Origin of the sequence: uncultured Pluralibacter sp., from assembly GCF_913775985.1 — a bacterium.
In the GTDB taxonomy this organism is placed as follows: Bacteria; Pseudomonadota; Gammaproteobacteria; order Enterobacterales; family Enterobacteriaceae; genus Pluralibacter.
Window position 1 is genome coordinate 1 of sequence record NZ_CAJYMB010000010.1, and the last position, 17652, is coordinate 17652.

At 58.9% G+C, this 17652-nt stretch carries 16 protein-coding genes; 7 read left to right on the forward strand and 9 right to left on the reverse strand.

What is annotated here, in order from left to right:
- A partial coding sequence (locus tag QZ766_RS00580) for a hypothetical protein (protein WP_297196176.1) occupies positions 1-231 on the forward strand: 231 nt, incomplete at its 5' end.
- On the opposite strand, the gene QZ766_RS00585 is transcribed toward QZ766_RS00580, so the two are convergent.
- Genes QZ766_RS00585 through QZ766_RS00595 form a run of 3 tightly spaced genes read right to left on the reverse strand, consistent with a single transcriptional unit; the run spans position 228 to position 1242 of the window.
- Complete coding sequence (locus QZ766_RS00585) at positions 228-551, reverse strand: DUF1971 domain-containing protein (RefSeq protein WP_297196178.1); 324 nt, start codon at positions 549-551, stop codon at positions 228-230. The genes QZ766_RS00580 and QZ766_RS00585 overlap by 4 nt on opposite strands.
- A gap of 9 nt (positions 552-560) precedes the next feature.
- Positions 561-893 (reverse strand): DUF1869 domain-containing protein, encoded by a 333-nt coding sequence (locus QZ766_RS00590; protein ID WP_297196180.1) that lies wholly within the window; start codon positions 891-893, stop codon positions 561-563.
- 16 nt (positions 894-909) lie between these two features.
- On the reverse strand, positions 910-1242 hold the full coding sequence (locus QZ766_RS00595; protein WP_297196181.1) for a DUF1971 domain-containing protein: 333 nt from the start codon (positions 1240-1242) through the stop codon (positions 910-912).
- Positions 1243-1562: 320 nt separating this feature from the next.
- On the opposite strand from QZ766_RS00595, the gene metA reads away from it, so the two are divergent.
- From metA to aceK, 4 genes are all read left to right on the forward strand, one after another.
- On the forward strand, positions 1563-2492 hold the full coding sequence (gene metA, locus QZ766_RS00600) for a homoserine O-succinyltransferase (RefSeq protein WP_297196395.1): 930 nt from the start codon (positions 1563-1565) through the stop codon (positions 2490-2492).
- Positions 2493-2762: 270 nt separating this feature from the next.
- Positions 2763-4364: a malate synthase A gene (gene aceB / locus QZ766_RS00605; RefSeq protein WP_297196183.1), complete on the forward strand. Its 1602-nt coding sequence runs from the start codon at positions 2763-2765 to the stop codon at positions 4362-4364.
- A gap of 32 nt (positions 4365-4396) precedes the next feature.
- Entirely contained in the window at positions 4397-5701 is a 1305-nt protein-coding gene (gene aceA, locus QZ766_RS00610) for an isocitrate lyase (RefSeq protein WP_297196185.1), read from the forward strand.
- A 72-nt stretch (positions 5702-5773) separates the two neighbouring features.
- Complete coding sequence (aceK, locus tag QZ766_RS00615) at positions 5774-7522, forward strand: bifunctional isocitrate dehydrogenase kinase/phosphatase (RefSeq protein WP_297196187.1); 1749 nt, start codon at positions 5774-5776, stop codon at positions 7520-7522.
- Here the strand turns inward: aceK and QZ766_RS00620 are convergent.
- The 5 genes from QZ766_RS00620 to iclR form a co-directional block, all read right to left on the reverse strand.
- On the reverse strand, positions 7513-8445 hold the full coding sequence (locus tag QZ766_RS00620; RefSeq protein ID WP_297196189.1) for a phosphatidate cytidylyltransferase: 933 nt from the start codon (positions 8443-8445) through the stop codon (positions 7513-7515). The genes aceK and QZ766_RS00620 overlap by 10 nt on opposite strands.
- Entirely contained in the window at positions 8438-9079 is a 642-nt protein-coding gene (locus tag QZ766_RS00625; RefSeq protein ID WP_297196191.1) for a lysophospholipid acyltransferase family protein, read from the reverse strand. The genes QZ766_RS00620 and QZ766_RS00625 overlap by 8 nt, the downstream gene beginning before the upstream one ends.
- On the reverse strand, positions 9076-9738 hold the full coding sequence (locus QZ766_RS00630; protein ID WP_297196193.1) for a CDP-alcohol phosphatidyltransferase family protein: 663 nt from the start codon (positions 9736-9738) through the stop codon (positions 9076-9078). Before QZ766_RS00630 ends, QZ766_RS00625 begins: the two co-directional genes overlap by 4 nt.
- 85 nt (positions 9739-9823) lie before the next feature.
- Positions 9824-10240: an ASCH domain-containing protein gene (locus QZ766_RS00635; RefSeq protein ID WP_297196194.1), complete on the reverse strand. Its 417-nt coding sequence runs from the start codon at positions 10238-10240 to the stop codon at positions 9824-9826.
- Positions 10237-11064: a glyoxylate bypass operon transcriptional repressor IclR gene (iclR, locus tag QZ766_RS00640; RefSeq protein WP_297196196.1), complete on the reverse strand. Its 828-nt coding sequence runs from the start codon at positions 11062-11064 to the stop codon at positions 10237-10239. Before iclR ends, QZ766_RS00635 begins: the two co-directional genes overlap by 4 nt.
- 180 nt (positions 11065-11244) lie before the next feature.
- Here iclR and metH point away from each other — a divergent pair, with 180 nt between their 5' ends.
- Together metH and QZ766_RS00650 are read left to right on the forward strand one after the other, a co-directional pair.
- Positions 11245-14928, forward strand: coding sequence for a methionine synthase (metH, locus tag QZ766_RS00645; RefSeq protein WP_297196198.1), 3684 nt, complete (start codon positions 11245-11247; stop codon positions 14926-14928).
- Between the two features lie 171 nt (positions 14929-15099).
- Positions 15100-16731, forward strand: coding sequence for a Na/Pi cotransporter family protein (locus QZ766_RS00650; protein WP_297196199.1), 1632 nt, complete (start codon positions 15100-15102; stop codon positions 16729-16731).
- A gap of 33 nt (positions 16732-16764) precedes the next feature.
- Here QZ766_RS00650 and QZ766_RS00655 read toward each other — a convergent pair whose 3' ends face one another.
- Positions 16765-17577 carry a shikimate 5-dehydrogenase gene (locus QZ766_RS00655; protein ID WP_297196202.1) on the reverse strand — a complete coding sequence of 271 codons (813 nt, stop codon included), beginning with the start codon at positions 17575-17577 and terminating at the stop codon, positions 16765-16767.
- Between the last annotated feature and the right edge of the window lie 75 nt (positions 17578-17652).

The window sequence follows — 17652 nt, forward strand, 5'->3', positions numbered from 1 at the left end:
AAACGCCGTAGCGCCGATGGTAGTGTGGGGCCTCCCCATGCGAGAGTAGGGAACTGCCAGGCATCAAATAAAGCAGAAGGCTCAGTCGAAAGACTGAGCCTTTTTGCGTTTACCAACAACCTGTCCACCGCGTTATCCACAAGCCTGAACACCGTTCACCGGGCACAAAAAAACGCCAAATCCCCGCTTTTAGAGCAAAAATTAGCGCTTTTTACCGCTATTAATGATTAGCGCACGCTGCGATCTGCAGGCTCTGCGAAATCATCGATATTAAAATAGGTTTCTTCGCTGAGCACCTCGACGCTGTACCACGCCAGCGGAGGCGTTATGCAGGCGCTTCCCGCCTCTATCACTATCTCAAACTCGGGCTCGTTGCCAGCGGCATTGGCAAAGCGACGATACTTAACCGCGCCCTGCATAACAGAAAGACGGCTATAGGTACCAGCTTCAGACTGACAACGTGTTAGCAGCGCCTGCGGTACGGTATTCCGGTTCCAGAATGGCGTTGCGCGGCGATGGTGAAAGTGGAGTGGGATCTCGGTATCAATCATGATGGACTCCTACCAGCCGCAGACGTTAGTTTCTTCGTCTGACTCGTAGCCGCGAACAATATTAATTAGATCTTTCACCGCATCGGCCGCGTTTTGCGGATCGCTAAGGTCGCTTGCACCAGCAAAATCTTTGTCTACCGAAACCCCATTATTATTATTCGTCACGGTTATCGTCAGCTCTTGCTCTGCAGAAAGAGCAAGCTCAGCAAGCAGTTCTGATACCGCCTTAAAGGCAATGTCCGGCACGTAAAGCGCCATGGGTTTCAAATAGACTTTTTCCACACTTTTATGAGTGCCCTGGCCGGAAACGCGCAGCGTATAGCCCCTGTTTTCTGATGTCATTGGTTGTTACCTCGGCTTAGTCTTCAAGTAAAATTTGCGGATCGACGTAAAAATCGACGCTGAAAACGGTATCGTCCACCAGCGCCTCAATGTTGTGCCACGTCTCGGCCGGAAATACGCCAAACTCGCCTGCGTTAATCAGCAATGTTTCTACAGGTGCCGGGCTTGTCGCATCAGCAAATCCGTTGTAGCGAATGGCGCCTCTCAGCACGCTAAGGCGCGGAAAAACGCTCTGGCGCGTGCCGGCATCGAGATGGCGCTTCCAGATAGATGCCGGTGCGGTTTCAGTTGTCCAGAAGGGTGTAGAACGAACGTGGACATAATGCGGGGGAATAGCTATACGCTGCATGGTGTTTTCCTCGATATCCCGACTCTGAAGTGAAGCGGTGATAAAAGAAATGTTGCATTAAATATACACCTTTGAGTGAGCCCGGGCACGCTTCTACCCCTCAATTTCCATTCATCAAGGGTATGGAGGCAATTGCCTCCTGCCTGCTCACAAGCATGAACCTTTCCAATAGTAGTTATCTAAAAACCGGCAAACCTTATCCATAAACGTGAAACTTTCTCACCTTCAACTTGCAGACTCGACATTCACAGCTATTCTCGTTATCTTCGGCTATCTGGATGTCTAAACGTTTAAACGTACGCTTTGAGGGTTATTACGCTATGCCAATTCGGGTTCAGGACGATCTGCCAGCTGTTAATTTCTTACGCGAAGAGAATGTCTTTGTGATGACGGCATCGCGCGCAACCACGCAGGAAATTCGTCCGCTTAAGGTTTTGATCCTCAACCTGATGCCGAAAAAGATCGAAACGGAGAATCAGTTTCTGCGCCTGCTCTCCAATTCGCCGCTGCAGATCGATATCCAGCTCCTGCGCATTGACGGCAGGGAATCGCGCAACACGCCCGCCGAGCATTTAAATAACTTCTACTGCAACTTTGACGATATCTGTCACGACAATTACGACGGCCTGATCGTAACCGGCGCGCCGCTGGGACTGGTAGAGTTTAATGATGTGGCCTACTGGCCGCAGATAGAGCAGGTGCTGGCCTGGGCGAAAGAGCACGTCACCTCGACGCTGTTTGTCTGTTGGGCGGTACAGGCCGCGCTCAACATCCTTTATGGTATCCCCAAGCAAACCCGCACTGAAAAACTCTCCGGCGTCTACGAACACAACATCCTTCACCCCCATGCCCTGTTGACCCGCGGATTTGACGATGTTTTCCTGGCCCCGCATTCCCGCTATGCCGATTTTCCGGCGCAGCTGATCCGCGACTACACCGATCTGGAGATTTTTGCAGAGACAGAAGGCGGAGACGCCTACCTCTTTGCCAGCAAAGACAAGCGCATTGCCTTCGTCACGGGCCATCCGGAATACGATGCCCACACGCTTGCCGGAGAATATTTCCGCGACGTAGATGCCGGACTGACACCCGAAGTTCCCTATAACTATTTCCCGCAAAATGATCCCCGCAATCGCCCGGCCGCCTCCTGGCGCAGCCACGGTAATCTGCTGTTCACTAACTGGCTGAACTACTACGTCTATCAGATCACGCCGTACGATCTTCGCCATATGAACCCGACGCTGGATTAATATTCGGCGCCAGCGATCGTAAAGCGATTCAGCACTCCACCACAGGCACCTTCGGGTGCTTTTTTAATTTCCGAAAAACACCCCAAACAACCATAAATGTTTAAATGCATTTATATCAGTCAGTTAAATGATTAATTTATCAAAAATGGAAATTGTTTTTGATTTTGAAAAATAAACAGATAGAGTGATTCTTGCTGAGTAAAAAAGAGACAACGATCGTTAATCATCGCGCTGGCGGAGATTAGCGATCAACGACTGAGGAGCGATACGATGACGCAGCAGGAAACCATTACCGATGAACTGGCATTTAGCCAGCCCTTTGGCAGGCAGGAGAAGGAGATCCTCACCCCGGAGGCCGTAGAATTTCTGAGCGAGCTGGTATCCCGCTTTATGGCGGAACGTAATGAGCTGCTGGCGGCGCGAATTAAACAGCAGCAGGAAATTGATCGCGGATCGCTGCCTGATTTTATTTCGGAAACCACTTCCATTAGAGAGGATGAATGGCAAATACGCGGTATTCCAGCCGATCTGCTGGACAGGCGAGTCGAGATCACCGGGCCGGTAGATCGCAAAATGGTCATTAATGCTCTGAACGCCAACGTGAAAGTTTTCATGGCAGACTTTGAAGACTCGCTGGCGCCCCGCTGGGATAAAGTCATCGACGGGCAGATTAACCTGCGCGATGCCGTGAGCGGCACCATCAGCTATACCAGTGAAGCCGGAAAAAGCTATCACCTTAATGCAAACCCGGCGGTGCTTATCTGTCGCGTGCGCGGCCTGCACCTGGATGAAAAACACGTTACCTGGCGCGGGGAGGCCATTCCAGGCAGCCTGTTCGATTTTGCGCTCTACTTCTTTCATAACTATAAAAACCTGCTGGCTAAAGGCAGCGGCCCTTACTTTTATCTGCCAAAAACGCAGGCCTGGCAGGAGGCGGCCTGGTGGAGCAAGGTATTTAGCTTCGCCGAAGACAGGTTCAGCCTGCCGCGCGGCACCATTAAGGCCACGTTGCTTATCGAAACTCTGCCCGCGGTCTTTCAAATGAACGAGATCCTGCACGCCCTGCGCGATCACGCGGTAGGGCTCAACTGCGGGCGCTGGGACTACATTTTCAGCTACATCAAGACCCTGAAAAGCTATCCCGACCGTGTCCTGCCGGACCGCCAGGTCCTCACTATGGACAAACCGTTTCTCAGCGCCTATTCACGTCTGCTGATCAAAACCTGTCACCGGCGCGGCGCATTTGCGATGGGCGGCATGGCGGCACTTATTCCCAGTAAAGATCCGCAGCAAAACAGGCAGGTGCTGGATAAAGTACGGGCCGATAAATATCTTGAAGCGCGCAACGGCCACGACGGCACCTGGATTGCGCACCCCGGACTCGCCGATACGGCAATGGCGGTGTTCGACCAGGTGCTGGGCGAGCGCGCCAATCAGCTCGACATTCGCCGCGAAGAGGATGCGCCCGTCACCGCCGATGCGCTGCTGGCGCCCTGCGACGGCGAGCGCACCGAAGAGGGAATGCGGGCCAATATTCGCGTTGCGGTGCAGTACATTGAAGCGTGGATCTCGGGCAACGGCTGCGTGCCGATCTATGGCCTGATGGAAGATGCGGCCACCGCGGAGATCTCCCGCACCTCTATCTGGCAGTGGATACACCACCAGAAAACCCTGAGTAACGGCAAACCGGTTACTGAAGCGCTGTTTCGCCAGCTGCTTGACGAAGAGCTGCAGACGGTGCGCGCCGAGGTGGGAGAGGCACGCTTCAGCGGCGGCCGCTTTGACGAGGCCGCGCGCCTGATGGCGCAAATCACCACCTCCGACAACCTGATCGATTTCTTAACCCTGCCCGGCTATCGCCTGCTGGCTTAATTTATCACCATAACAATATGGAGCATCTGCCTATGAAAACCCGTACCCAACAGATTGAAGATGTTATGCAGGCATGGACCGACCCGCGCTGGGAGGGCATTTGCCGCCCGTACAGCGCAGAAGAAGTGGTGAGGCTGCGCGGCTCGGTGAATCCTGAAAATACCCTTGCGCGCCGCGGTGCCGAAAAGCTCTGGCGCCTGCTGCACGGCGAATCGAAAAAAGGCTACGTGAACAGCCTCGGCGCGCTGACCGGCGGCCAGGCGCTGCAGCAGGCGAAGGCCGGTATCGAAGCGATTTACCTCTCCGGCTGGCAGGTCGCTGCGGACGCTAACCTTGCCTCCAGCATGTACCCGGACCAGTCGCTCTATCCGGCAAACTCCGTACCTGCAGTGGTAGACAGGATCAACAACAGCTTCCGCCGGGCGGACCAGATCCAGTGGGCGGCGGGCATCGATCCGAACGATCCGCGCTATATCGACTACTTTTTGCCAATCGTTGCCGATGCCGAGGCCGGCTTTGGCGGCGTCCTGAACGCTTTTGAGCTCATGAAGTCGATGATTGAAGCGGGCGCCGCGGCCGTTCACTACGAGGATCAGCTGGCCTCGGTGAAGAAGTGCGGTCACATGGGCGGGAAAGTGCTGGTTCCCACGCAGGAAGCGGTACAGAAGCTGGTCGCCGCCCGCCTGGCTGCCGACGTGCTGGGCGTGCCGACGCTGCTGATCGCCCGCACCGACGCCGATGCCGCGGATTTAATCACCTCCGATTGCGATCCCTACGACAGCGAATTTATCACCGGCGAGCGCACCAGCGAGGGCTTTTTCCGCACCCGCGCGGGCATTGAACAGGCCATCAGCCGCGGGCTGGCCTATGCGCCCTATGCCGATCTGGTGTGGTGCGAAACCTCGAAGCCGGATATCGAGATGGCCCGCCGCTTCGCCGAGGCCATTCACGCCCGCTATCCGGGCAAGCTGCTGGCCTACAATTGCTCGCCGTCGTTTAACTGGAAGAAAAATCTGGATGATAAAACTATCGCCAGCTTTCAGCAGGAGCTGGCGGATATGGGTTACAAATACCAGTTCATCACCCTGGCGGGCATTCACAGCATGTGGTTCAACATGTTCGACCTCGCCCACGCCTATGCCCAGGGCGAGGGGATGCGCCACTACGTGGAGAAGGTCCAGCAGCCGGAGTTCGAGTCGGCCGAGCGGGGATATACCTTCGTATCGCACCAGCAGGAAGTGGGAACCGGCTATTTCGACAAAGTGACCACCATTATTCAGGGCGGCGCTTCCTCCGTGACCGCACTGACCGGCTCAACGGAAGAGTCGCAGTTCTGATCGCTGCTGAAAGGCCTCTTTGCGATGCGCGAGAGGCCTTTATCCCCGAATTCCGAACCAGAAGGAGCGCGCATGCACCAGGGTCTGGAACTGCTTATCGCCCACACTATTCTTCAGGGATTCGATGCCCAGTACGGGCGCTTTCTGGAAGTGACCTCCGGCGCGCAGCAGCGTTTCGAGCAGGCGGACTGGCACGCTGTCCAACAGGCGATGAAGCAGCGCATCCATCTCTACGATCACCACGTCGGCCTGGTGGTGGAGCAGCTGCGGCTGATTACTGACGGCAGGCGCCCGCCGGCTGATTTCCTGCAGCAGGTGAAGGCGCGCTACACCGAATTGCTGCCCGACTATCCCCGCTTTGAAATTGCAGAAAGCTTCTTTAATTCCGTCTACTGCCGCCTGTTCGATCACCGCTCCCTTACTCCCGAGCGGCTATACATTTTCAGCTCCCAGCCCGAGCGGCGCTTTCGCGCGATACAGCGCCCGCTGGCCAAAGATTTCTGGCCCGGGAACGGCTGGCAAGCGCTGTTTGAACAGGTCCTGAGCGATCTGCCGCTGCGTCTACCCTGGCAGGACAAACGCCGGGATGTAGACTACATCGCGGCGCACCTGACGGAAGTATTGGGCGCCGTAACCCTCGGCGAGTCGCACCTGCAGGTGGCTAACGAACTGTTTTACCGCAACAAGGCGGCGTGGCTGGTGGCCAAGCTGTTTACGCCCGCCGGCACCGTACCGCTGCTGCTGCCGATCCACCGCAGCGACGAGGGCGCGCTGTTTGTCGATACCTGCCTGACCACCGGGGAAGAAGCCAGCATCGTGTTCGGCTTTGCCCGCTCCTATTTTATGGTGTACGCCCCGTTCCCGGCAGCGCTGGTGGAGTGGCTGCGGGAGATCCTGCCCGGCAAAACCACTGCCGAACTGTACATGGCAATCGGCTGCCAGAAGCACGGTAAAACCGAAAGCTACCGCGAATACCTGAACCATGTGCGGCAGACGGACGAACAGTTTGTTGAAGCGCCGGGGATCCGCGGAATGGTGATGCTGGTGTTTACCCTGCCGGGATTCGACCGGGTATTTAAGGTGATCAAGGACCGCTTCGCGCCGCAGAAGGAGATGAGCGCCGCCCACGTTCGCGCCTGCTACCAGCTGGTGAAAGAGCACGATCGCGTCGGGCGGATGGCGGATACCCAGGAGTTTGAAAACTTCGTGCTGGAGAAGCGCCAAATCTCGCCGGCGCTGCTGGATCTGCTCTGGCAGGAGGTACCGCAAAAAATCACCGATCTCGGCGACAGAATTGTCCTCAGCCACCTCTATCTCGAACGGCGGATGGTGCCGCTAAACCTCTGGCTGGAGCAGGTGGACGGCCAGCCGCTGCGCGATGCGGTTGAAGAGTACGGCAACGCCATTCGCCAGCTCGCCGCCGCCAATATCTTTCCCGGGGATATGCTGTTTAAAAACTTTGGCGTGACGCGCCACGGCCGGGTGGTGTTTTACGACTACGACGAAATCTGCTACATGACCGAAGTGAATTTTCGCGACATCCCGCCGGCGCGCTATCCGGAAGACGAACTTGCCGCCGAACCCTGGTACAGCGTATCGCCAGGGGACGTCTTTCCCCAGGAATTTCGCCACTGGCTGTGTGCCGATCCGCGCATCCGTCCGCTGTTCGAAGAGATGCACGCCGACCTGTTCAGCGCTGCATACTGGCGGGCGTTACAGGCCCGCATCAAGAGCGGGCACATAGAGGATGTGTATGCCTACCGCAGGCGCCAGCGTTTCAGCATGCGCTACGGTAAGCATCAATCTGAGGATCAGGTGTAAAAGTAGCGCACCACGTGGAAAAAGACCGGCGCGGCAAAGCAGAGGGAGTCAATGCGGTCCATCATGCCGCCGTGACCTTCGATCATGGCGCCAAAATCCTTAATGCCGCGATCGCGCTTGATAGCCGACATGCACAGCCCGCCGGCAAAGCCGAGCAGGGTTATCAGCAGCGAAATAAAGAAAGCCTCAACGGGATTGAACGGGGTGATCCAGAACAGACCGGCGCCCACCAGGCTGGCGCTGAGAATGCCGCCGATAAAGCCTTCGACCGTCTTATTCGGGCTGAGCTTCGGCACAATGGGCCGCTTGCCCCACAGCTTGCCGAACACGTACTGCAGCACGTCGGAGATCTGCACCACAATCATCATGAACAACACCAGCTTAATGTTGCCGCCCGCAAATCCCGGAATATCAATCATCAGCAGCGCGGGCGCGTGGCTGACGCAGTACACCGCAATCATCAGGCTCCACTGAATTTTAGCGCTGCGTTCGAGAAAGTGGGTGGTGTCGCTGGCCAGCGCGATGCGGGCGGGGATAAACAGGAAGGCATAGACCGGAATAAAGATCACGAACAGGTTATACCACTCGATGCCGACCAGCAGGTACTGCACGGGCAGAATAACGAAGAAGCACCAGAACAGCGCCTCGTGATCGCCTCTGCGGGTTGGCGTCAGGGTGATGCACTCCCGCAGGGCATAAAACGACATCAGCGCAAACAGCACCACCGAACCTATCGGGCCGATAAGCATTGCCACTACGGAAACGGTACACATCACCCACCAGGCCCTGATGCGGGCATTCAGGTTGGCAATGGTTTCATTCTGCTTGCGCAGGGAGAGCAGGTAGCCAATCAGGCTGGCGATAACCAGCACCGAGAAGAGCCCGCCCAGCAGATAGAGCAGCTGATTATCGATATTACGCATCGGAAAGCGCCTCCAGCGCGGTTTTTGCGCGGGCTAAAAATGCCGCTTTGGTTTCTCCTTCCTCTGGTCCCGCCAGCGGCTCGCCAAAGGTGGCGCTGCAGATAACCGGTACTACCAGCCTGGAACCTTTTGGCAACACGCGATTGAGGTTTTCGAGCCACACCGGCACCAGCCTGACGCCGGGATAGCGCTGGGTCAGGTGATAGAGACCGCTTTTAAACTCGGCCAGGTTTTCCCCACTGCCGCGGGTCCCCTCCGGAAAGAAAATCAGCGACTGGTTTTTCTCCAGCACGCCAACCAGCGGCGCCAGCGGATCGTCGCCGGCCTCGCTTCTGGCGGCTTTTCCACCGCGGGCGATCAATACTGCGCCAAAAATGCGCCCGGCCAGGTAGCGGCGCAGGCGGGTTTTCTCCCAGTAATCGGCGGCGGCCACGGGGTGCACCTGCTCGCGCATTGAGGTCGGCAGGCTGGCCCAGATCACCAGGCCATCAAGGTGGCTGCTGTGGTTGGCGAAGTAAATGGTGGCCTGCTGCGCCTCCGGCAGCACTTTCCAGCGGGACTTGATGCCCGTCAGCAGGCGGCAGATGCTCACCAGCAGCGCGCGCACCACGGCTTTATCGGGACAGAAACTCATTGCGGGCCCCCGGCGTTCAGATCGCGAATGATACTGCGGGTACGGGTGATGCAGGTGAGGGCGCTGCCCGCCGCAATAATGATTAATACTGCCAGAAACAGCTGCTGGCTCCACGACGGGGCGATCGCTGCTATTACTGAGGTGCCGGTCAGCAGCGCCATGCGGTGCTGCTTGGCCATCGGGCCGCTGAAGCGCTGGGCCAGCCCGCAGGTGCCGCCCAGCAGGCGCACGTAGGCGGTGGCGATGGCCAGCAGGGCGCATGCCCAGCCCAGCGGCGCGGCGGCGGGATAAAGGGTGATGCCGTAGCCTGCGCCGAGCAGCAGCAGCGTGTCGGAAACGCGATCCGGGAGTTCGTTATAGACCGCGCCCGCCGGGCTTCTCAGCCCGCCTTCCACCGCCACCATACCGTCGAGCAGGTTGCAGATAAGCCGGCCCTGAATGCCCAGCGCGGCAACAATAAACAGAATGCGCTGCCCCGGCACGCTGGCGCAGTGCCAGACCGCCAGATAGCAGAGTGCAGAAACGGCAGCAAAGAGAATACTAAATAGCGAGATGCCGTTGGGCGTGCAGCCCTTCGCGCGAAGATAGCGGGCGGCGCCCGAAGCCCAGCGGGTCTGCCGTGCTTTAATCGGACGGCGATCCTGGATGTCCTTGTCCATATGCAAACTCTTCTTTGAAATGAGAGAGTGCATAATATAGGCGCAGTGAACAAAAAACTAACAGTTATCCGGTTTCGAACTCTTTCTACGGGGCGGCCTCAACCAGCGTAAAAGTTTCATAAACCAGCTCCATATCGGGTGCGAAACAGCCCTCGCGCTCGAAAAATTCCCGGTGGGCCTGCCGCCAGTAGTCGAGGCTGAGATCCCCTTCGCCTTCCAGCGCCGCCTGCGCCGCGCTGACCTCATCAAAGCGCACCAGCGTCAGGGAGAGCGTGCGGATGACACACGCCGCCTCGCCGCGCCCGTTGAGCACGATGTGGTACGCGCCGGGCGTGACTGCCGGTGTTTCCTGACGGAAGCTTGCCAGTGAGCCGCAGGTACCGCGTTTTTTACCGGCGATAACCAGCGCCAGCAGCTCGTCGGCAAGCGCCGGAGAGTCGCCGAAGGACCAGCAGTGCGCCGCCGGATATTTCTCCAGCCACGCGGTTTTCAGCGCCGTCATCGGGTGCCACCGTAGGCCAGCGTCACTTCCTTTGCGGCTTTAATCACCATCGCGCCGATCTCGGTGACCCGGTCATCGGTCATGCGGGAAATCGGCCCGGAAATCGAGATCGCGGCAAACGGCTCGCGGTGCTCGTCGAAGATGCAGGAGGCGACGCAGCGCAGGCCCAGGGCGTGCTCTTCGTCGTCAAAGGAGTAGCCGCGCTTGCGGGTCAGGGCCAGATCCTCTTTCAGATGCACAGGCGAGACCAGCGTCGCGTGGGTATAGGCGTGCAGCCCTTTTCGGTGCAGCAGGCCGCTGACCTGCTCCTCGCTGAGCCGGGAGAGAAATGCCTTGCCCGCGCCGGAAGCGTGCATCGGCAGCTTGCCGCCGATGGGCGCCGACATGCGCATCAGCTGGGTGCACTGCACCTGGTCGATAATAATGGCTTCGTGATCGCTCGGGTCGAGCACTGCGAGATTCACCGTTTCGCCGGACTCTTCCATCAGCGCGCGCAATATCGGATGGACGATGGCCAGCAGGTTGCGGCTCTGCAGAAAGCTGCTGCCGACAATAAAGGCGTGGGCGCCGATGGTCCAGTGCCCGAGATCGCCCACCTGGCGCACAAAACCCTGCTGCTGCATGGTGCTCAGCAGACGATGAGTGGTGGAGTTTGGCAGCCCGGCCTGCTGGGCCAGCTCGGTTAATGCCACGCTGCCGTGCGCTTCGGCGATATACTCCAGCAGCGTCAGGCCGCGGGTTAAGGACTGAACCTGGCCGCCGGCCTGGGCAGCGACGTTTGCGGCAGGTTTTCTGCCGCGTTTGGCGGGAACGGTAGCTATCATGCTGAACTCCATTTTCTGTATCGTGGAAATCATTTTCGTTTTATCTGGCTACATTGCAACCGCTTTAAAACTGATCGGATCAGTGCCTGTGAACATCTTTCATGTTCAGCGAGGCTCTCTTTTCCCCTTACGGTGATTGTGCCACTATGCCTTGTTGATTAGCGCGTTGTCGGAGTGGATGTGAGCATTATAAAAAAGCAGCTTGAGCAGCAATTGAATGACCGGATCCTCGTGCTGGACGGGGGCATGGGCACCATGATCCAGAGCTACCGCCTGAGCGAAGAAGCATTCCGCGGCGAGCGTTTCGCCGACTGGCCCTGCGATCTGAAAGGCAATAACGATCTGCTGGTATTGACCCAGCCGGACACTATCGCCGCGATCCACAACGCCTATTTTGACGCCGGGGCGGATATCGTCGAGACCAACACCTTTAACTCGACCACCATCGCGATGGCGGACTACCAGATGGAGTCCCTGTCGGCAGAAATTAACTTTGCCGCTGCCAGGCTTGCCCGCACCTGCGCCGACGAATGGACTGCCAGAGATCCGCACAAGCCGCGCTACGTTGCCGGGGTGCTCGGCCCGACCAACCGCACTGCCTCCATCTCACCGGACGTTAACGATCCGGCGTTTCGCAACGTCACTTTTGATCAGCTGGTGGCCGCCTACCGGGAGTCTACGAAAGCGCTGGTGGAGGGCGGAGCGGATCTGATCATGATTGAAACGGTGTTCGATACTCTGAACGCTAAAGCCGCCATCTACGCGGTGAAAGCAGAATTTGAAGCGCTGGGTGTCGAACTGCCGATCATGATTTCCGGCACCATTACCGATGCTTCCGGGCGCACGCTGTCCGGGCAAACCACCGAAGCCTTCTACAACTCCCTGCGCCACGCCGACGCGCTGACCTTCGGCCTCAACTGCGCCCTCGGCCCGGACGAGCTGCGCCAGTACGTGCAGGAGCTGTCGCGCATCGCGGAGTGCTACGTTACCGCCCATCCGAACGCCGGTCTGCCGAACGCCTTTGGCGAGTACGATCTCGATGCCGACACCATGGCGGCGCAGATCCGCGAGTGGGCCGAGTCCGGCTTTCTCAATATCGTTGGCGGCTGCTGCGGCACCACCCCCGAGCACATTGCGGCCATGAGCCGGGCCGTTGCCGGCCTGCCGCCGCGCCGGCTGCCCGAGCTTCCGGTGGCCTGCCGGCTGTCTGGCCTGGAGCCGCTGAATATCGGCGAAGAGAGCCTGTTTGTGAACGTCGGCGAACGTACTAACGTTACCGGTTCGGCTAAGTTTAAGCGGCTGATAAAAGAAGAGAAATACGGCGAGGCGCTGGATGTTGCCCGCCAGCAGGTGGAAAGCGGCGCGCAGATTATCGACATCAACATGGATGAGGGGATGCTCGACGCCGAAGCGGCAATGGTGCGCTTTCTCAACCTGATTGCCGGCGAGCCGGACATCGCCCGGGTGCCCATCATGATCGACTCCTCGAAGTGGGACGTCATCGAGAAAGGGCTGAAGTGCATTCAGGGCAAAGGTATCGTCAACTCCATCTCCATGAAAGAGGGCGTGGAGGCCTTTATCCACCATGCGAAGCAGGTGCGGCGCTACGGTGCGGCGGTGGTGGTGATGGCCTTTGACGAAGTGGGGCAGGCGGATACCCGGGAGCGTAAAATCGAGATCTGCCGCCGGGCCTACAAAATTCTCACCGAAGAGGTGGGCTTTCCGCCGGAAGATATTATCTTCGACCCCAACATCTTCGCCGTCGCCACCGGCATCGAAGAGCACAACAACTACGCCCAGGACTTTATCGGCGCCTGCGAGGACATCAAGCGCGAGCTGCCCCACGCCCTGATCTCCGGCGGCGTCTCCAACGTGTCGTTCTCGTTTCGCGGCAACGATCCGGTACGCGAAGCCATCCACGCGGTGTTCCTCTACTACGCCATTCGCAACGGCATGGACATGGGCATTGTTAACGCCGGCCAGCTGGCGATTTACGACGATCTGCCCGGCGAGCTGCGCGACGCGGTGGAGGACGTTATTCTCAACCGCCGGGACGACAGCACCGAGCGGCTGCTCGATCTGGCGGAGAAGTACCGCGGCAGCAAGAGCGACGAGGCGGCGAATATCCAGCAGGCGGAGTGGCGCGGCTGGGAGGTGAAAAAGCGGCTGGAGTACTCGCTGGTGAAGGGCATCACCGAGTTTATCGAGCTGGATACCGAAGAGGCCCGCCAGCAGGCGGCGCGCCCCATCGAAGTGATCGAAGGCCCGCTGATGGACGGCATGAATGTGGTGGGCGACCTGTTCGGCGAAGGCAAGATGTTCCTGCCCCAGGTGGTGAAGTCCGCCCGGGTGATGAAGCAGGCGGTGGCCTATCTGGAACCCTACATCGAAGCCAGCAAAGAGAAGGGCAGCACCAACGGCAAGATGGTGATCGCCACCGTGAAGGGTGACGTGCACGACATCGGCAAAAACATCGTTGGCGTGGTGCTGCAGTGCAACAACTACGAAATTATCGATCTCGGCGTGATGGTGCCGACGGACAAAATTCTTAAAACCGCCCGGGAAGTGAACGCCGACCTGATTGGTCTCTCGGGGCTTATCACGCCGTCGCTGGACGAAATGGTCAACGTGGCAAAAGAGATGGAGCGCCAGGGCTTTACCATTCCGCTGCTGATCGGCGGCGCGACCACCTCCAAAGCCCACACCGCGGTGAAAATCGAGCAGAACTACAGCGGCCCGACAGTGTACGTGCAGAATGCCTCGCGCACCGTCGGCGTGGTCTCCGCGCTGCTCTCCGCGGCCCAGCGCGACGACTTTGTTGCCCGCACCCGCAAGGAGTACGAAACGGTGCGCGTCCAGCACGCCCGCAAGAAGCCGCGCACGCCGCCGGTTACCCTGCAGGCCGCGCGGGATAACGACCTGGCCTTCGACTGGGAGAGCTATACGCCGCCGGTGGCTCATCGTCTCGGAGTGCAGGAGGTCAGCGCCAGTATTGATACTTTGCGCAACTACATCGACTGGACGCCATTCTTTATGACCTGGTCGCTGGCGGGCAAATACCCGCGCATTCTCGAAGACGAGGTGGTTGGCGAAGAAGCGCAGCGCCTGTTCAAGGACGCCAACGATCTGCTGGACAAGCTCAGCGCAGAGAAATCCCTCAACCCGCGCGGCGTGGTCGGGCTGTTCCCGGCCAACCGCGTTGATGACGATGTAGAGATTTACCACGACGAAACCCGCACTCGCGTGCAGGCGGTCGGCTGCCACCTGCGCCAGCAGACTGAGAAAGTGGGTTTTGCCAACTACTGCCTCGCGGATTTTGTTGCGCCGAAATCGAGCGGCAAAGCGGACTACATCGGCGCCTTCGCCGTCACCGGCGGGCTGGAGGAGGACGCCCTCGCCGACGCCTACGACGCGCAGCATGACGACTACAACAAAATCATGATTAAAGCGGTGGCCGATCGGCTGGCGGAAGCCTTTACCGAATACCTGCACGAGCGGGTGCGCAAGGTCTACTGGGGCTATGCCGCCAATGAAAACCTCAGCAATGAAGATCTGATCCGCGAAAACTATCAGGGCATTCGCCCGGCACCGGGCTACCCGGCCTGCCCGGAGCACACAGAAAAGGCCACCATCTGGCAGCTGCTGGACGTCGAGACCCACACCGGTATGAAGCTCACCGAGTCTTACGCCATGTGGCCGGGGGCGTCGGTCTCCGGCTGGTACTTCAGCCATCCGGACAGCAAATACTTTGCCGTGGCGCAGATCCAGCGCGACCAGGTGGAGGACTACGCGCGGCGTAAAGGCATGAGCGTGGCGGAAACCGAACGCTGGCTGGCGCCAAATCTGGGCTACGACGCGGACTGATTCACAAAACTGTCATTTTTCTTTACAACAAACAGGGCACCGCAAGGGTGCTCTGTCTCTTTCTAAGCCATAACCCCCTATACTGAATGATCGCGTTTTTCGCCATAGCCTCAGGAAGAGGCCCGAAAAGCGCTGCAGGAATCTTAATAATGATAAGGAGAATAAGAACCCGTGTTGATCTTGTTACACTTGCTTTCTGCTGTATCCCTGCTGGTGTGGGGAACCCATATTGTGCGAACCGGCGTCATGCGCGTTTTCGGCGCGCGCCTGCGTACCGTGCTCAGCCGCAGCGTTGAGAAAAAGCCGCTGGCGTTCTGTGCCGGGATCGGCGTGACCGCGCTGGTACAGAGCAGCAACGCCACCACCATGCTGGTGACCTCGTTTGTCGCTCAGGATCTGGTGGCGCTGACGCCCGCGCTGGTGATCGTTCTCGGTGCCGATGTCGGTACCGCCCTGATGGCCCGCGTGCTGACCTTTGATCTGTCGTGGCTGTCGCCGCTGCTGATTTTCGTCGGCGTGATCTTCTTTCTCGGCCGCCGGCAGACCCGCGCCGGTCAGCTCGGCCGCGTCGGTATCGGCCTCGGGCTGATCCTGCTGGCGCTGGAGCTTATCGTCCAGGCGGTGCACCCGATAACCCAGGCCAACGGCGTGCAGGTGATTTTCGCCTCGCTGACCGGCGATATCATGCTGGATGCGCTGATTGGCGCGGTGTTTGCCATCATTACCTACTCCAGCCTGGCGGCGGTGCTGCTGACCGCGACCCTGACGGCGACCGGCGTTATCTCTTTCCCGGTGGCGCTGTGCCTGGTGATCGGCGCGAATCTCGGTTCCGGCCTGCTGGCGATGCTCAACAACAGCGCCGCGAACGCCGCCGCCCGACGGGTTGCCCTCGGCAGCTTGCTGTTCAAGCTGGTGGGCAGCCTGATCGTGCTGCCGTTTATCCACCCGCTGGCGGGGCTCATGAGCAAGCTGGGCTTGCCTGAATCCGAGCTGGTTATCTATTTCCACGTCTTCTACAACCTGATCCGCTGCCTGGCAATGGTGCCATTCGCCGAGCCGATGGCGCGCTTTTGCAAGCGGATGATCCGCGAAGAGCCCGAGCTGGACGCGCGGCTGAAGCCGAAGCATCTCGATACCTCCGCGCTGGATACGCCAACCCTGGCGCTGGCGAACGCCGCCCGCGAAGCCCTGCGCATCGGCGATGCGATGGAAAACATGATGGCGGGGCTGCACATAATCATGCACGGCGAGCCGCGGCAAGAGAAAGAGCTGCGCAAAATCGCCGACGATATCAACGTGCTGTACACCGCCATTAAGCTTTACCTGGCCAGAATGCCGAAAGACGAGCTGGCGGAAGAGGAGTCCCGGCGCTGGGCGGAGATTATCGAGATGTCCCTGAACCTGGAGCAGGCGGCAGATATTCTTGAGCGCATGGGCAGCGAAATTGCCGATAAATCCCTGGCCGCGCGGCGGGCGTTTTCAGTGGAAGGTTTAAAAGAGCTGGACGCCCTGTACGACCAGCTGCTCAGCAACCTGCAGCTGGCGATGTCGGTCTTTTTCTCCGGCGACGTGGACAGCGCCCGCCGCTTGCGCCGCAACAAGCACCGCTTCCGGCTGCTCAACCGGCGCTACTCCCACGCCCACGTCGATCGCCTGCATCAGCAAAATGTGCAGAGTATTGAAACCAGCTCCCTGCACCTGGGGCTGCTGGGGGATATGAAGCGTCTGAACTCGCTGTTCTGCGCGGTGGCCTACAGCGTGCTGGAGCAGCCGGACGAAGACGATAAGCGCGACGAATATTAATAAGAGGCAGCCCGCCGGGCTGCCTGAAGGGCGTTAGCCGGCGCGGGCGAAGGCGGCAGCTTCCGCAACCAGCGCGTCGTCCGGGCGCACGCCGGTGTACATCACGAACTGCTCTACCGCCTGCAGGGCGATGACCTCAGCGCCGCTGATGGTTTTCTTGCCGAGGCGCTGGGCTAGATTGATAACCGGGGTGTGCGCCGGCAGGGCGACCACGTCAAACACCACGCTCGCGGCAGACACCATGTCGCTGCTGAAGGCCAGCGCCTCGCTCTCCGCGCCGCCCGCCATGCCGATCGGCGTGACGTTAACCAGAATATCGCCTGCTATCCCTTCCGCTTCCGGCCGCCACTGAAAACCGTACTGCTGCGCCAGCGCGGTGCCGTTTTTCTCATTGCGGGCGGCGATGGTGACGTGCTTAAAACCGGCGTCGCGGAAGGCGGCAATCACCGCTTTTCCCATCCCGCCGCTGCCGCGGATGATTACCCGGGCGGCGGTATCGAGCTGATGACTCTCAATCAGGCTCTTCACCGCAATGTAGTCGGTATTGAAACCGGTCAGCCTGCCGTGGTCGTTGACGATAGTATTCACCGAGTCGATCACTTTTGCCGATGGATCAACCGCGTCGAGAAACGGGATGCAGACCTCTTTGAACGGCATGGACACCGCGCAGCCGCGGATGCCCAGCGCCCTGACGCCCTTCACTGCCGCTTCAATATCCTCGGTAGTAAAGGCTTTGTAGATAAAGTTCAGGTCGAGCTTTTGATACAGATAGTTGTGAAAGCGGGTGCCGAAATTACCAGGGCGTCCGGCGAGCGACATGCACAGCAGGGTATCGCGATTGATCATCCTAAATCTCCAGGGATATGACGGAATGCCCTGACATTAGCACCTCTGTCGTCGGGCTGCATAGGGACGCATTGA

Bases quoted from the DNA above. Each gene is read 5' to 3' on its own strand.
- metA (WP_297196395.1), top strand. From the start codon at position 1,563: ATGCCAATTCGGGTTCAGGACGATCTGCCAGCTGTTAATTTCTTACGC.
- QZ766_RS00630 (WP_297196193.1), bottom strand. From the start codon at position 9,738: ATGGACAAGGACATCCAGGATCGCCGTCCGATTAAAGCACGGCAGACC.
- QZ766_RS00590 (WP_297196180.1), bottom strand. From the start codon at position 893: ATGACATCAGAAAACAGGGGCTATACGCTGCGCGTTTCCGGCCAGGGC.
- aceA (WP_297196185.1), top strand. From the start codon at position 4,397: ATGAAAACCCGTACCCAACAGATTGAAGATGTTATGCAGGCATGGACC.
- QZ766_RS00635 (WP_297196194.1), bottom strand. From the start codon at position 10,240: ATGACGGCGCTGAAAACCGCGTGGCTGGAGAAATATCCGGCGGCGCAC.
- aceK (WP_297196187.1), top strand. From the start codon at position 5,774: ATGCACCAGGGTCTGGAACTGCTTATCGCCCACACTATTCTTCAGGGA.
- QZ766_RS00585 (WP_297196178.1), bottom strand. From the start codon at position 551: ATGATTGATACCGAGATCCCACTCCACTTTCACCATCGCCGCGCAACG.
- iclR (WP_297196196.1), bottom strand. From the start codon at position 11,064: ATGATAGCTACCGTTCCCGCCAAACGCGGCAGAAAACCTGCCGCAAAC.
- QZ766_RS00655 (WP_297196202.1), bottom strand. From the start codon at position 17,577: ATGATCAATCGCGATACCCTGCTGTGCATGTCGCTCGCCGGACGCCCT.
- QZ766_RS00595 (WP_297196181.1), bottom strand. From the start codon at position 1,242: ATGCAGCGTATAGCTATTCCCCCGCATTATGTCCACGTTCGTTCTACA.
- QZ766_RS00620 (WP_297196189.1), bottom strand. From the start codon at position 8,445: ATGCGTAATATCGATAATCAGCTGCTCTATCTGCTGGGCGGGCTCTTC.
- aceB (WP_297196183.1), top strand. From the start codon at position 2,763: ATGACGCAGCAGGAAACCATTACCGATGAACTGGCATTTAGCCAGCCC.
- QZ766_RS00625 (WP_297196191.1), bottom strand. From the start codon at position 9,079: ATGAGTTTCTGTCCCGATAAAGCCGTGGTGCGCGCGCTGCTGGTGAGC.